Here is a 15,156-nt window from a genome sequence, read left to right as displayed (position 1 = left end):
GGATAACACGATCATGTTGAGATACGCCGTCGAACGTTTGATACAGGCGATCATTGCGATCTTCGGCGTTCTCACCATCGTCTTCGTCGTCATGCATCTCTCGGGCGATCCGACCCTGCTGCTGGTGCCGCAGGACGCATCGGCCGAGATGATCGCCCAGCTGCGCAGCCAGCTCGGTTTTGACCGGCCGATCTGGGTACAATACCTGGAATATCTGGGCGGCCTTGCGCATTTCGATTTCGGCATTTCCGTCGTCCAGCGGGTGCCGGCATTCGATATCGTCATTTCGCGTGTGCCCTATACGGCGATGCTCGCCGCTGGCGCGCTGGTGGTGGCGATCGGCATGGGCATTCCGGCCGGCATCATCATGGCGACCAGGCGCGGCGGCTGGCTCGAACGGTTGCTGACGGCGATCGTCGTCACCGGCCAGAGCGTGCCGACCTTCCTCTCTGGGATCGTGCTGATCTTTTTCTTCGGCGTGACGCTGCGCTGGCTGCCGACGTCGGGCTCCGGCGATTTCGCCTCGCTGATCATGCCGTCGCTGGCGCTCGGGGCGATCTCGATGTCGACCTTCGCCCGCATGACCCGCATCTCGATTATCGACGAACTCGGCAAGGATTATGTCAGGGCAGGGCGCGCCCGCGGTCTGTCGCTCGGTTCCGTGGTGTTTCGCCATGTGCTGCGCAATGCCGCGATCCCGGTCATCACCATCGCGGCGCTCGAAATTGGCAACCTGCTTGCCGGCGCGGTCATCGTCGAGACGGTGTTCGCCTGGCCAGGCATCGGCCAGCTCGCCATCCAATCCATCCAGTCGCGCGACTTCCTGGTCGTCCAGGTGATCGTGCTTTTGATTTCCTTCGTTTATGTGCTGACCAGCGTGATCGCGGATTTCGTCTACGCGCTCGTCGATCCGCGCATCCGTCTGGTCCGATAAGGAGAAGGCTTTGAGCACCGCTGTCCTCGCCCTTAGCCAACGCCTTCGCCGGGTCCCCCTCTCGGTCATTATCGTATCGATCATCTTCCTGGTGATCGTGCTTCTGGCGATCTTCGCGCCCTGGGTGGCCCCAGCCGACCCCAATCGGCAGAACCTGCTCGGCCGCCTGAAGCCGCCGGGCTTCGAGATGCGCGGCGTCACCTACTGGCTCGGCACCGACGATCTCGGCCGCGATCTGCTGTCGCGCACGCTCTACGGTGCCGGTGTCTCGCTCTCCGTCGCGGTGCTTTCTGTGGTCGTCTCGTCGCTGGTCGGCGTCACGCTCGGCATGATCGCCGGCTGGTTCCGCGGCAAGATCGAGATTCTCATCATGCGTCTGGTCGACATCATGATGTCGATCCCGGCGATCCTGCTGGCGGTGCTCACCGTCGCGGTGCTCGGCCCCGGCTTCCTGAAGCTGGTCCTGGTGCTCGGGCTTACCCGCTGGCCGCGCTATACCCGCGTTGCCTATGCCCAGACGCTACAGGTCGCGAACCTGCCGTTCATCAAGGCCTCGGAACTTGCAGGGGCAGGGGCGGCGCGTATTCTCTTCCATCACATCCTGCCGAATATCGCAGGCCCGGTTCTGATCGTCGCCACCGCGGAGTTCGGCCTGATGATCCTGATGGAAGCCGGTCTTTCCTTCCTCGGCCTCGGCATCCAGCCGCCGGCCTCGAGCTGGGGCTCGATTATGAGCGTCGGCCGTCAATATATCGAGCGGGCCTGGTGGATTGTCGCCTTTCCGGGCGCCTGTCTCTTCCTGCTCGTCTTTTCCGTCAACGTGCTTGGCGACTGGTTGCGAGACCAGCTCGACCCACGTTCCCGTACCCGTTGAGTCATTTGGCGCGTTGAGGTTTTAAGTCATGGAATTCGAAAACAAGACCATCGTCATCACCGGTGCCGCCGGCATTTTCGGCCGCTGGACCGCCGCCTATTTCGCCAGGCAAGGCGCAAAGCTTTGCCTCAGCGACGTCCGCATGGATGGTCTGGAAAAGGCGGTCGCCGAGCTCGACCTCGACCGCTCGAAGGTGCTGCTACACGCGACGGAACTGACCAGCGACGCCTCGATGCTCGAACTCGTCGATCTCGTGAAGCGGGAATGGAAGGCGCCGGATATTCTCGTCAACAATGCCGGCATCTATACCCGCTTCAGCCTGCTCGACATGGAGTTCTCTGACTGGGACCGCGTCTTCGGCGTTAACTTGCGCGCGCCCTTCGTGCTGTCGCGCGAATTCGCCAAGCTGATGATCGCGCAAGGCAAGGCCGGCTCGATCGTCAACATCTCCTCGGGCGCGGCGCGCAAGATGAACCAGAATTCCGTGCCCTATTGCACATCGAAGACAGCCATCGAACGTCTGTCCAAGGGTTTTGCACTGGAGTTGGCCGAATACGGCATCCGCGTCAACGTCGTCGAGCCGGGCTTTGCGCCGGGCAGCGAAGTGAGCGAGCTTTCCGACGAATACGTCACCAACATGCTGAAGAACATTCCGCTCGGCCGAGCCAGCGGTCCGGAGGATGCCCCGGGCGCGATCGCCTATCTCTGCTCGGACCAGGCGGCCTTCATCACCGGCGCCGTAATCAGCGTCGATGGCGGCAATTCGATCGGCAACTACAAGCGCCCCGAACGGGCAAAGACGGCAGGCTGAGGAGACATGATGGACGCCGTCAATCCGCTGCTTTCCGTCGACAGGCTGACCATCGATATCGGTGGTGCCAATGTCGTCGATGACGTCTCCTTCACCGTCGCGCCCGGCAAGGTCATGGCGCTGGTGGGGGAGTCGGGCTGCGGCAAGTCGCTGACCTCCTATGCCATGCTCGGGCTGCTGCCGCCGGCCGCCAGACGTACCGCCGGCCGGATCATGCTCGAAAACACAGATCTCGCCTCGCTCTCCGAGCGACAGTTCCGCAAGGCGCGCGGCAAGGACATCTCGATCATCTTCCAGGAACCGAGCGCTTCGCTCGACCCGCTGACCACGGTCGGTTCGCAGATTGCGGAGGCCTATCGGGTCCACCATGGCGTCTCCAGGGCAGAGGCCTACGAGAAGGCGCGGCAGATGCTGGTCGATGTCGGCATTCCCGACCCGACCCGAAGGCTGGATCAATATCCGTTCGAATTGTCCGGCGGCATGTGCCAGCGCATCATGATCTCGATCGCGCTGATCTGCGGCCCGCGCGTGTTGGTCGCCGACGAGCCGACCACGGCACTCGACGTGACCATCCAGGCGCAGATCCTCGACCTGATGAAGAAGCTGGTCGCCGATCGTGGCACGGCGATTGTGCTGATTACCCATGATATGGGCGTGGTCGCCGACATCGCCGACGACGTGGCGGTCATGTATGCCGGCCGTATCGCCGAGATCGCGCCAGTTCACGATCTCTTCCGGCAACCGAAACACCCCTACACGGCCCTGCTGCTTGCCAGCGTTCCCAAACTCGATGATGCGCCAAAGGCGGACCTCGCGACCATCGAGGGGACGGTGCCGACGCCGAACGAATTCGGCGCGGGTTGCCGTTTCACCGAACGTTGTCCGCTCGCGACCGACAAGTGTCGCACCGAACAGCCGCCGCTTTTCGATTGCGGCGGAGGCCATCGCTCGGCCTGCTGGCATATCGGCCGCATGGCGGAAATCCGCGAGGTGGCGGCATGAGCGAGCTTAGGAGTTCCGGGAAAAACGGCAACGTTCTCGAAATCCGCGACGTCGCCGTCCATTTCGGCGGCCGCGGCGGATTGCTCGGCAAGGCCGGCCCGGTGGTCAAGGCCGTCAACGGCGTCGATCTCGATATCGCCCGCGGGGAGACGGTCGCGCTGGTCGGCGAATCCGGCTGCGGCAAGTCAACGCTTTCCAATACGATCGTCGGCCTGCAGACTCCCATTTCGGGAAGCGTGCGGATCAGCGGCGACGAAGTGGTTGGCGCCCGCCGCCGCGAGCTCAACGACATTCGCCGCAAGGTGCAGATGATCTTCCAGGATCCGGCGCTGTCGCTCGATCCGCGCTCGACCGTCGGCGCCACGATCGGCGAACCGCTGATCGTACGTGGCGTCGCCAAGGGCAGGGCGCTGAAGGAGCGTGTCGCGACGCTGCTGCAGCAGGTGGGCCTCAGGCCCGAACACGCGGACCGTTATCCGCACCAGTTCTCCGGCGGCCAGCGCCAGCGCGTGGTGATCGCCCGTGCGCTCGCCCTGGAGCCGGATCTCCTGATCTGCGACGAGCCGGTCTCGGCGCTCGATGTTTCGGTCCGCGCCCAGATTCTCAACCTGCTGGTGGCGCTGCAGAAGCGCACCGGCGTTTCCTATCTCTTCGTCAGCCATGACCTTGGCGTGGTCCGGCATATCTGCGACCGGGTCGTCGTCATGTATCTCGGCCGTTTCGTCGAGATAGCAGATCGCGACACTTTTTTTACCAGCCCGAAACACCCCTATACCAAGGCGCTGATGTCGGCTGTGCCCGAAGCCGATCCGCAGGTGCAACGCTCCAGGGAGCGCCTGATACTCGGCGGCGAACTGCCGAGCCCGGCCAACATCCCCTCCGGTTGCGCCTTCCATACCCGCTGCCCCCTTGCGACCGGCATCTGCTCCAAGGAGCGACCGGAGCTGACATCGCGGGCCGATGGCGCGCGCGTCGCCTGCCACCATGCATGAGAGAATGAGATGACCGACGCCCCGGCCAACACAACCTTTCGATTGCCCGGCCTCGAAGCTCGGGCGGAAATCCGCATCGATCGCTGGGGCATCCCACATATCAAGGCGGAAAACGAGAAGGACCTGTTTTTCGTCCAGGGCTTCAACGCCGCTCGCGACAGGCTGTGGCAACTCGACCTGTGGCGCAAGCGCGGCCTTGGCCTGCTCGCCGGCGACTTCGGCCCCGGCTATCTGGCGCAGGACCACGCCGCCCGGCATTTCCTCTATCGCGGCGACATGGCGCCGGAATGGACGGCTTACGCACCGGACACGCAAGCGATCTGCACGGCGTTCGCGGCCGGAATCAACGCGTATGTCCGGCTCTGCGATGCCGAGCCCGCCCGCCTGCCGCCGGAATTCGACCTCTTCGGGACCAGGCCCTCGCGTTGGGAACCGGCCGACGTGGTGCGGATCCGCAGCCATGCGCTGACCCGCAACGGCATTTCCGAAATCCTGCGCGCCAATATCATGGCGCTGGCGGATGCCGAAACCGACCTCCTGCGTTTCGAGCTTGCTCCTCCGGTCTCGCCGCGACCGGAGCAGGGGATCTCGCTTGCCGATATTCCGCTCGCCGCCGCCCGTCTGTTCAAGCTCGCTACGGCGGCCGTCACCTTCGACAAGGCCCGTCTGGCGGCTCCGCTTGACGACGTGTGGAAATGGACCGACGTCACCGATCTCGGCGATATCGTCCAGGCGATCACTGAGGAGGGGTCCAACAACTGGGCGGTGCACGGCTCGCGCACCGAGACCGGCCGGCCGATCCTTGCAAGTGATCCGCACCGCGCGCATGCGGTCCCGTCCTTGCGTTATCTCGTCCATCTCGAGGCCCCCGGACTGAATGCCATCGGCACTGGCGAACCAACCGCACCCGGCATCTCGCTCGGCCATAACGACCGCATCGGCTTCGGCCTGACCATCTTCGGCGCCGACCAGGAAGACGTCTATGTCTACGAGACCAAGGACGGCGATTGGGAGCGCTACCGCTACGGTGACGGCTGGAAGAAGATCACCCGCGTCGAGGAGAGGTTCCCGGTCAAAGGCCATCCCGACCAGACGCTGACGCTCTCGTTCACCCGCCACGGCCCTATCCTGCATGAAGACCGCCGGAAACGGCAGGTCATCGCCATGCGTTCCGTCTGGCTGTCGCCCGGATCAGCCGCCTATCTCGGCAGCCTGTCCTATATGCGCTGCGCCTCGGTTCAGGGATTTTCCGAAACGCTGGAGTTCTGGGGCACGCCTTCGGTCAACCATGTCTGCGCGGATGTGGACGGCAATATCGGCTGGTTCACAGCCGGCTTCACGCCGGTGCGCCCCAATTGGGAAGGGCTGCTACCCGTGCCGGGCCACGGCAGCCATGAATGGGACGGCTTCATCCCCGCCGATCAGTTGCCGCGCATGCGTAATCCGCCCGATGGTTTCGTCGCGTCTGCCAACGAGATGAACCTGCCTGCCGACCGTGACCCAAATGCGCCGTCGATCGGTCACGAATGGGCGGAGGTTAGCCGCGCCGAGCGCATCAAATCGGTCCTGCGAACCGGTGCCAGGCAGACTCTGAAGACGTCGATGGCGCTGCAGACCGACGTCTATTCCCGCCCCGCCGCGATCATCTGCGGCCTGTTGGAAAAAACTGCCAGCCGTCAAGCGCTTGATGAGCGGCAGAAACGTGCGACAGAACTTCTCCATGGCTGGGACTATTGCCTCGAAGGCACGAGTGCACCGGCGGCGCTCTTCGAAATATGGTGGATGAAGCATCTACGGCCCGCACTGCTGGTAAGGTTCGCACCGAACCCGATCGTCCGCCAACTTCTGCTACCCGGCGATGTCGACCGTTTGTTGGCTCTTCTCAGCCAGCCTGGGTCGCACTGGGACGCAGGCGAACGCGACACCATGCTGCTTTCGACACTTTCCGCCGGCTTTTCCGACTGCGAAACCCGGCTCGGCTCCGAGCCGGCCCTTTGGCGCTGGGGCGACGTGCACCGCGCGCTCTTTGAACATGCGGCCAGCCGCATCAAGACGGCAGGTGAGACGGACTGGAACGTCGGCCCGTTACCCATTGGGGGAAGCCGTTCAACGCCGATGCATGCCGGCTACCGGATGGGGGATTTCGGCGTCAACGCCGGAGCCTCGGTCCGCCTCGTGCTCGATATCGGCGACTGGGACAACAGCGTCTGCATCAACACACCCGGTCAATCCGGCGATCCGCGTTCGCCTCATTATGGGGACTTGTCGAGTCTTTGGTCGAAAGGCGAATATGTACCGCTCCTTTATAGCGACGCCCCGCATCGCCCAGGAAACGACCCATCTCATCACGCTTCTGCCGGCGTGAGTTGTCGAGAGTGGGACGTGTGCGACAGGACGCCCCGCTGTCCGCTCAGATCGGGTGCCACAAAGACGAACCTGGCCCCTGCGAGGAAGCACATTTGCCGCCGAGGGAGCCGAACGACCGATCCTATGACCGCGACGTCGAACGTGAGTTCCGCAACATGTCTCCCGAAGAGCTCGACCGGCTCTTGAACAGCGAGGACTGAACGCCGCGCCATTTGATGATGGGGCGGTCGGGGCCAGCCGTTGTGCGCCCCTCAAAGGCGACACGTGATCAAATGCGGGATCTGTGAAATTTCCCATCCTGCCGCGCGGACATTCTATGGCGGCCTGATCGGTGCGCTTGCGGTGCTGCTTGGATTTAGCCGAGCCGATCTCTTGCGGCAGTCTGTCTTCAGCGCCGACGATCCGTCGCTAGTTTTACCGACGAAGAGAGAAGCCCGCGACCTTTACGAGAATAGCCGGATTCGCCGATCAGATAGCGCCTGTGGTATCCGGAATGGGGCTGAAAAGCCGCGAGCGGGTGAGGAACCGTTTCTCACGGCCGTTGTCGAGCGAAAACATGCCACCGCGGCCTGGCACGACATCGATGATCAGTTGCGTGTGCTTCCACGCCTCGAACTGGCTGGCGCTGATGTAGACCGGCACGCCTCCAATCTCGCCAAGTTTCACGTCTATCTCCCCGACGCGAAATTCGCCCGCCGGATAACACATCGGCGACGACCCGTCGCAGCAGCCGCCGGACTGGTGAAAGAGGATATCCGGATGGTCGCTGCGGATCTCGCTGATGAGAACAAGAGCCGCATCCGTTGCAAGCACGCGCGGTTCGCCGTTGACGGTCGTTTCCATACTTGGTTCCTTGATGTGCGAAGCCTTCTCCCCGGACAGGGAGAAGGCCGTTATTTGCAATCAACCCGCTTCTCAGAAGAAGCCGAGCGCCTTGGGGCTGTAGCTTACCAGCATGTTCTTGGTCTGCTGGTAGTGGTCGAGCATCATCTTGTGCGTCTCGCGGCCGATACCGGACTGCTTGTAGCCGCCGAATGCTGCGTGCGCCGGATAGGCGTGGTAGCAATTCGTCCAGACGCGGCCTGCCTGAATCCCGCGGCCGAAGCGGTAGGCACGGTTTCCGTCACGCGTCCATACGCCGGCTCCCAGGCCGTAAAGCGTATCGTTGGCGATCTCCAATGCTTCCTTCTCGTTCTTGAAGGTCGTAACCGACACCACCGGCCCGAAGATCTCTTCCTGGAAGACGCGCATCTTGTTGTGGCCCTTGAAGATCGTCGGCTTGACGTAATAGCCGTTGGCGAGTGCTCCGCCGAGATCGTTGCGCGTGCCGCCGGTCAGGACTTCGGCGCCCTCCTGCTTGCCGATATCGAGATAGGCGAGAATCTTCTCCAACTGTTCGCTCGATGCCTGCGCACCGATCATCGTCTTGCTGTCGAGCGGGTTGCCCTGCTTGATGGCTTCGACGCGCTTGACGGCCTTTTCCATGAAGCGGTCATAGATCGATTCCTGTATCAGGGCGCGACTGGGGCAGGTGCAGACCTCGCCCTGGTTCAGCGCAAACATCGCAAAACCTTCCAGTGCCTTGTCGAGGAAATCGTCGTCCTCGGCCATGACGTCGTCGAAGAAGATGTTCGGCGACTTGCCGCCAAGTTCGAGCGTGACAGGGATGAGGTTCTGGCTGGCATATTGCATGATCAGCCGGCCCGTCGAAGTCTCACCGGTGAAGGCAATCTTGGCGATGCGCGGACTGGTGGCAAGCGGCTTGCCCGCTTCCAAGCCGAAGCCATTGACGATATTGAGGACGCCGGGCGGCAGCAGGTCGCCGACAAGTTCGGCCCAGACGAGAATCGAGGCCGGGGTCTGTTCGGCCGGCTTGAGAATCACGCAGTTGCCGGCCGCAAGGGCGGGAGCGAGCTTCCAGGCGGCCATCAGGATCGGGAAGTTCCAGGGAATGATCTGGCCGACGACTCCAAGCGGCTCGTGGAAGTGATAGGCGACGGTATCGTGATCGATTTCGCCGATAGAGCCCTCCTGCGCGCGAATGCAGGCGGCAAAATAACGGAAGTGATCGATGGCAAGCGGAATGTCTGCGACCATCGTCTCGCGGATCGGTTTGCCATTGTCCCAGGTTTCCGCCTGAGCGAGCACTTCGAGCGAATCCTCCATGCGCTGGGCGATCTTCATCAGGATATTGGAGCGGTCGGCCGGCGAAGTCATCGCCCATCTGTCCTTCGCGGCATGGGCTGCATCAAGGGCCGCGTTGATGTCCTTCTCGTCGGAGCGCGGGATTTCGCAGAGCTTGCCGCCGGTGACCGGCGTAATATTGTCGAAATATCTGCCTTCGATCGGCTCGCGCCACTCGCCACCGATAAAGTTGCCGTATCTCAGTTTAAAAGGCGTCTCAACGATCTTCTGATGCAACATGTCATCCTCCCTAGATGGACCAGGTTCAGGAGTGAACCAGTGGAGGAAATCTGCGCGTATTTTGATGGTCGAACCAGACGCGCGACGCATTGTTGCAGCGCACAGTGTCGCACAGTTGCGACATGATGATCGAACTTCGAAATGCGCGAGCTTGTTCAGTGGAGATCGAGTTTCTTCATCTTGCGATGGAGCGTCGCGCGGCTCATGCCGAGATCCATCGCAGCTCGCGAGACGTTGCCGTTGGTGCGGGTGAGCGCTCGCAACAGGGCCGCACGCTCTGCGTCCAGAAGCGCATCGCCGTTTGTGGCGCGGCTTTCATGAAGCGCGTCGGCTGCGGGAACCCCCGCCGCAATCTGCCGGTCATCGAGCTTCAGCGCCAACCGCGCCGCGCGGGTGGCTCCGAGCACCAGATCGTGCCTGTCTACGGCGAGCAACGCTGCCCCAGAATTCACGCCCGATGGCACCATCAGGAAACGCGCGCCGCTAAAAGCACTGCGGAAAATATTGAGCTCTATGCGCAGCGCCGAGTCGCGCACCGTCTGCGAGAGGATCGACAGCGTCATCTCGTTGACATCGTCGCGGCAGGTGGAAATGTCGAGTGCGGCTGCGAGCTGACCGCGATGATCGCGGATCGGCGCGGTCGTGCAGCTGAGACGAATGTTGGAGCAGTAGAAATGCTGGTCACGGAAGATCGCAACGGCACGCTCATCGGCAAGCGCGGTGCCGATGCCGTTCGTGCCAATGCTTGCCTCCGTCCAGATCGATCCGGTCCAGAGGCCGAGATCGTTAAACTCCTTATCGTCGCCGGCGTTGCCCCGGCGTTCCAGCGCAATGCCATTGCGGTCTGTCAGCAGCAAGCAACAACCCGCTTTGCCGACCGTCGCAAAAAGTCGGTCGAGCTCATCGGTCGCATCCTTGATCAATTGCTCCGATTGCTCGCATGCCCGCCGGAATTCGTGATCAGTAAGCCGCAGAGGCGCGCGCTCGTCCTCCGGCGCCAGCTGATGCATGGTCATGCAACGCCGCCATGAAGCCACGATCGGTGAACTTGCCGCAGCTGAATTCTGCTGCGCGCTTGTATAGACATGACCCGCATGCGCGGAGTGGTCGTGCATCGGCTCCTCCCACGGAACGCGAGACCACTCTGTCGGAAAGCGGCAGTCTCCGCAAGACTGCTGAAATATGAAGATTGTCGCATGACCAGGCGTAACTGTCGCAAGATTGTGACAGTTGGTGGTTTTGTAGAGGACCGACATCAAGTGCGACCCGTCAGACTGGAGGGTAGGGGACCGGTCACTTTCCCCCATATAGGCCGTGGACAGTTCTGCAGGTCTCGTGGAGCCTCGGCTTTGCGCGGCTGCGCATCCAGGTGGCCAAGTTCGACGAGCTGCTGAGTGCCATCGGATAGATCAGTGTCGCCGGGGGGAGGCGATGGGTCCGATTGTTGGCGTTTTCCACGGCATGTTTCTGCCAGGATGAGTTCGGGCCGCAGAGGCAGAGCGCCTGGCGCCGATCCCGTCATCCTGAGCTCTGGAGCCGCAAAGTTCGGTACCGTGGTCGAGCGAAGCTTCGACGGGCAGAAGACGGTAGCGGGAAGACCGCGTTGATGGCCGGCTGCGATTGGCGGCTGCGGTTCCTGATCAACACGATGTAGCGGCCCATCTTTGGGCTGGACAGATAACTCCATGCGAAAAACGGTGCCTAATCTTCCGTACTGCAGGCTCTACCTCCCGTTTTCGAGAAAGCCCTGAGGCCTTGCCCTCACTCCACGTCACAACCGAGGAGCGGACATGCCGGATCAACATCTACTGGAACTTTCCCGCCGAGATCTTCTTATCTCGTCGGCCGCCGCAGTCGTCGTCACGGGGACCTCGACAGGTAACGCAGCCGCCCAACCAACGGGAAGCGACATGAAACTGACTACGCCTGTAGCGCTTGTTGTTAACGGAGAACGCCGCGAACTGGATGTCGACAACAGGACCACTCTTCTCGACGCCCTGCGCGAGCACCTGCATCTGAACGGAACGAAGAAGGGATGCGACCATGGACAGTGCGGCGCATGCACCGTCATCGTCGGCGGCCATCGGATCAACTCCTGCTTGACGCTTGCGGTCATGCACGAAGGCGATGAGATCACGACAATCGAAGGACTGGGCCAGCCTGACAACCTTCATCCGATGCAAACAGCGTTCGTCAAGCACGATGGCTTCCAGTGCGGCTACTGTACGCCCGGTCAGATCTGTTCCTCCATCGCAGTCCTTGAAGAGATGAAAGCGAACATCCCGAGCCACGTCACGGGCGATCTGACGGAAATAGTCAAGCCTAGCGCCGTCGAGATCCGCGAACGCATGAGCGGCAACATCTGCCGGTGCGGAGCCTACTCAAACATCCTGGACGCCATCTCGGAAGTCGGAGGAATTGAAGCATGAAGGCCTTTACATACGAACGCGCCTCATCCGTTGAGGGCGCCGCCAAGTCTGCAGCAGCGAACCCTGCATCGAAGTTCATTGCCGGTGGCACCAACATCCTTGATCTGATGAAGTTGGAGGTCGAATGTCCAACCCATCTGATCGACGTGAACGGTCTCCACCTCGACAAGATCGAGCCGACACCTGAAGCGGGTCTGCGCGTCGGCGCGCTTGTCCGAAATACGGCCCTTGCGGCAGACGAAACAGTGCGTCGCCACTACGGCCTGCTGTCGCGCGCCTTGCTGGCAGGTGCTTCTGGCCAGCTTCGCAACAAGGCGACCACCGCCGGAAACCTGCTGCAGCGAACGCGCTGTCCGTATTTCTACGATCCGAACCAGGCCTGCAACAAACGGCAGCCGGGCAGCGGCTGTTCTGCGATCGGCGGGTTCACGCGCCAGCACGCAGTCGTCGGAACGAGCAATGCCTGCATCGCCACGCATCCGAGCGACATGGCAATTGCGATGCGCGCGCTCGATGCGGTAGTGGAGACCGTCAAGGCCGACGGCACCAAGCGATCCATTCCAATAAAGGACTTTCACCGTCTTCCCGGAAATACGCCGCATATCGAGACTGTTCTCGAACTGGGCGAAATCATCACCGCGGTGGTCCTGCCGCCGCCGATCGGTGGCAAGCAGATCTACAGAAAGGTGAGGGACCGCGCGTCCTATGCCTTCGCCCTCGTCTCCATCGGTGCGATCATTCAGCCGGACGGAACGGGTCGCGTTGCCGTTGGAGGCGTTGCCCACAAGCCTTGGCGGCTTGAAGAGGCGGACGTCGAGCTCAAACAGGGCGCAAAGGCTGCCGCCGGCGTTCTCATGGCGGACGCCCGTCCGACCGAGCAGAACCGTTTCAAAATCGACCTTGTCGAGCGCACGCTCGGCGCAGTTATCGCTCAGGCAAGGGGTTAAACATGCAATTCGACAAGCCAGCAACGACGAACCCCATCGACCAGCTCAAGGTCGTCGGCAAGCCGATTCACCGTATCGACGGCGAACTGAAGACAACCGGCCTGGCGATATACGCCTACGAATGGCATGACAAGAACATACCCTACGTCTACGGCTACCCTGTCGGCTCCGCGATCGCCAAGGGCAGGGTGAAGTCGATCGACACGTCGGCTGCCAAGCGGGCTGATGGCGTCCTCGGGGTCGTCACCACGCTCGATGTAGGCGATCTGGAGAAGGGCAAGTTCAACACCGCCAAGCTATTCGGCGGTGCGGAGATCCAGCACTACCACCAAGCCACGGCCGTGGTCGTCGCGCGGACCTTCGAACAGGCCCGAGCCGCAGCAGCGCTGGTGAAGGTGGCCTACGAACAGGAGACGGGATCGTACGATCTGCGAGCCGCGATGCCGTCGGCCAAGAAGCCGGACGAATCTCAGGAGCCGGACACCGCCGTCGGCGACTTCGACGCGGCGTTCAGGGCAGCCCCCATCACCCTGAGCGAGACCTACACCACCCCTGACCAGTCGCATTCGATGATGGAGCCGCACGCCTCAATCGCCGCCTGGGACGGCGACGAAGTCACGGTCTGGACGTCCAGCCAGATGATCGACTGGTGGCGGACCGATCTTGCGATGACGCTCGGGATCGACAAGGAGAAGGTCCACCTTATGTCGCCCTTCATCGGCGGCGGTTTCGGCGGCAAGCTCTTCCTGCGCGCCGACGCCGTCCTCGCAGCCTTCGGCTCCAAGGCGGTCGGCCGCCCAGTGAAGGTTGCCTTGCCTCGACCTTTTATGCCGAACAACACGACTCACCGACCGGCGACCATCCAGCGGATCCGCATCGGCGCCCAGCGGGACGGCAAGATCACCGCAATCGCCCACGAGAGCTGGTCGGGCGACCTGCCGGGCGGAAGCCCGGAGACAGCAGTTAACCAGACGCGCCTCCTGTACGCGGGAGCAAACCGTATGACGGCAATGCGCCTCGCCACGCTCGACCTGCCGGAAGGCAACGCGATGCGTGCCCCAGGTGAAGCTCCTGGCCTGATGGCACTCGAGATCGCTATTGACGAGATGGCCGAAAAGCTCGGCATGGACCCGATCCTGTTCCGTATTGTCAACGATACGCAGGTGGATCCGGAGCATCCGGAGCGCGCCTTTTCCCAGCGGAACCTCAGCGGTTGCCTCACCCTCGGCGCCGATCGGTTCGGGTGGAAAAATCGACGGGAAGTGGCCTCGCGCAGAGAAAATAATTGGCTTGTCGGCATGGGGGTCGCCGCCGCCTTCCGGAACAACCTCGTCATGCCATCCGGAGCACGTGTGAAGTTAGACCGTGAGGGCGTCGTGACAGTCGAGACCGACATGACCGACATCGGCACCGGCAGCTATACCATCATCGCCCAGACAGCCGCCGAAATGATGGGCATCGGCATCGACAAGGTGGCGGTCCAGCTCGGCGATTCACGCTTCCCAGTCTCGGCGGGATCCGGCGGCCAGTTCGGTGCGAACTCCTCGACCTCCGGTGTCTATGCGGCGTGCGTGAAGCTTCGCGAAGCTGTTGCGAGCAAATTGGGCTTCAACTCTAACGACGTCGTGTTTGAGAACGGTCAGGTCCTGAGCGGTAACCGCTCCATTCCGCTGGCCGACGCCGCGGGAGGCGAGGGGCTGGTCGGCGAAGACACAATCGAGTGGGGCGATCTGACGAAGACGCACCAGCAGTCGACCTTCGGTGCACACTTCGTGGAAGTCGGCGTCGATGCCGCGACCGGCGAAACCCGAATTCGCCGAATGCTGGCCGTCTGCGCTGCTGGTCGAATCCTCAACCCTATCACCGCCCGCAGCCAGGTCATCGGCGCGATGACCATGGGCGCTGGCGGAGCGCTCCTCGAAGAGCTTGCCGTCGACACGCGCCGCGGATTCTTCGTCAATCATGACTTGGCGGGATACGAGGTTCCGGTGCACGCCGACATCCCTCATCAGGAGGTTGTCTTCATGGACGAAGCGGATCCGATGTCATCGCCGATGAAGGCAAAGGGCGTCGGGGAGCTCGGGCTTTGTGGCGTGTCTGCCGCGATCGCGAATGCGATCTACAATGCGACAGGCATCCGTGTCAGGCGCTATCCGATCACGCTCGACAAGTTGATCGGCGGATTACCCGAGCTCGCGTGAGGGAGCGACGTGGGCCGACGCACCAGCGCTTCGTTCGCCTATAGTGCGATCGCCGACGGCCCTGAGCAGATCCTGTTGTCCGCGGCCTACTGCGCGGACAATTGCGCGGCGCTTGAGACCCGTGCTGAGATTCGTGCAAGTGCCGCTCGATCTCCATGGATGGCACGCTGCGGCA

At 62.3% G+C, this 15,156-nt stretch carries 12 protein-coding genes; 9 read left to right on the top strand and 3 right to left on the bottom strand.

What is annotated here, in order from left to right; genetic code table 11:
- The first annotated feature begins 13 nt into the window (after positions 1 to 13).
- The 6 genes from ACZ9EJ_RS27095 to ACZ9EJ_RS27070 are packed head-to-tail and all read left to right on the top strand — an operon-like array spanning position 14 to position 7,166.
- A complete protein-coding gene (locus tag ACZ9EJ_RS27095; RefSeq protein ID WP_046627039.1) occupies positions 14 to 934 on the top strand; it encodes an ABC transporter permease in 921 nt (306 codons plus the stop codon).
- 10 nt (positions 935 to 944) lie between these two features.
- The gene (locus tag ACZ9EJ_RS27090) at positions 945 to 1,808 is read left to right on the top strand and encodes an ABC transporter permease (protein ID WP_046627037.1); all 864 of its coding nucleotides are present in this window, start codon (positions 945 to 947) and stop codon (positions 1,806 to 1,808) included.
- Positions 1,809 to 1,836: 28 nt separating this feature from the next.
- On the top strand, positions 1,837 to 2,619 hold the full coding sequence (locus ACZ9EJ_RS27085; protein ID WP_046627035.1) for an SDR family NAD(P)-dependent oxidoreductase: 783 nt from the start codon (positions 1,837 to 1,839) through the stop codon (positions 2,617 to 2,619).
- A 6-nt stretch (positions 2,620 to 2,625) separates the two neighbouring features.
- Positions 2,626 to 3,621, top strand: a complete 996-nt coding sequence (locus tag ACZ9EJ_RS27080; protein ID WP_251090791.1) for an ABC transporter ATP-binding protein — start codon at positions 2,626 to 2,628, stop codon at positions 3,619 to 3,621.
- Positions 3,618 to 4,613, top strand: coding sequence for an ABC transporter ATP-binding protein (locus ACZ9EJ_RS27075; RefSeq protein WP_046627033.1), 996 nt, complete (start codon positions 3,618 to 3,620; stop codon positions 4,611 to 4,613). The genes ACZ9EJ_RS27080 and ACZ9EJ_RS27075 overlap by 4 nt, the downstream gene beginning before the upstream one ends.
- Before the next feature lie 9 nt (positions 4,614 to 4,622).
- Entirely contained in the window at positions 4,623 to 7,166 is a 2,544-nt protein-coding gene (locus tag ACZ9EJ_RS27070; RefSeq protein ID WP_476100167.1) for a penicillin acylase family protein, read from the top strand.
- Between the two features lie 282 nt (positions 7,167 to 7,448).
- On the opposite strand, the gene ACZ9EJ_RS27065 is transcribed toward ACZ9EJ_RS27070, so the two are convergent.
- The 3 genes from ACZ9EJ_RS27065 to ACZ9EJ_RS27055 form a co-directional block, all read right to left on the bottom strand.
- Positions 7,449 to 7,823 (bottom strand): DUF779 domain-containing protein, encoded by a 375-nt coding sequence (locus ACZ9EJ_RS27065; RefSeq protein ID WP_046627029.1) that lies wholly within the window; start codon positions 7,821 to 7,823, stop codon positions 7,449 to 7,451.
- Positions 7,824 to 7,895: 72 nt separating this feature from the next.
- Positions 7,896 to 9,404, bottom strand: coding sequence for an aldehyde dehydrogenase (gene adh / locus ACZ9EJ_RS27060; RefSeq protein WP_046627027.1), 1,509 nt, complete (start codon positions 9,402 to 9,404; stop codon positions 7,896 to 7,898).
- Positions 9,405 to 9,559: 155 nt separating this feature from the next.
- Entirely contained in the window at positions 9,560 to 10,519 is a 960-nt protein-coding gene (locus tag ACZ9EJ_RS27055; RefSeq protein ID WP_046627025.1) for a helix-turn-helix domain-containing protein, read from the bottom strand.
- 675 nt (positions 10,520 to 11,194) lie between these two features.
- On the opposite strand from ACZ9EJ_RS27055, the gene paoA reads away from it, so the two are divergent.
- From paoA to paoC, 3 genes are read left to right on the top strand one after another with little or no spacing between them, the layout of a single operon-like run.
- Positions 11,195 to 11,833 (top strand): aldehyde dehydrogenase iron-sulfur subunit PaoA, encoded by a 639-nt coding sequence (paoA, locus tag ACZ9EJ_RS27050; RefSeq protein ID WP_046627022.1) that lies wholly within the window; start codon positions 11,195 to 11,197, stop codon positions 11,831 to 11,833.
- Positions 11,830 to 12,780, top strand: coding sequence for an FAD binding domain-containing protein (locus ACZ9EJ_RS27045; RefSeq protein ID WP_046627020.1), 951 nt, complete (start codon positions 11,830 to 11,832; stop codon positions 12,778 to 12,780). The genes paoA and ACZ9EJ_RS27045 overlap by 4 nt, the downstream gene beginning before the upstream one ends.
- Positions 12,781 to 12,782: 2 nt before the next feature.
- Positions 12,783 to 14,981 carry an aldehyde oxidoreductase molybdenum-binding subunit PaoC gene (gene paoC, locus ACZ9EJ_RS27040; RefSeq protein ID WP_046627019.1) on the top strand — a complete coding sequence of 733 codons (2,199 nt, stop codon included), beginning with the start codon at positions 12,783 to 12,785 and terminating at the stop codon, positions 14,979 to 14,981.
- Positions 14,982 to 15,156: the final 175 nt, after the last annotated feature.

The sequence above is a fragment of the Neorhizobium sp. USDA 3394 genome, assembly GCF_056280385.1.
The sequence above is the reverse complement of the archived record's forward strand: the minus strand, read 5'-3'. Positions and strand labels throughout refer to the sequence as shown.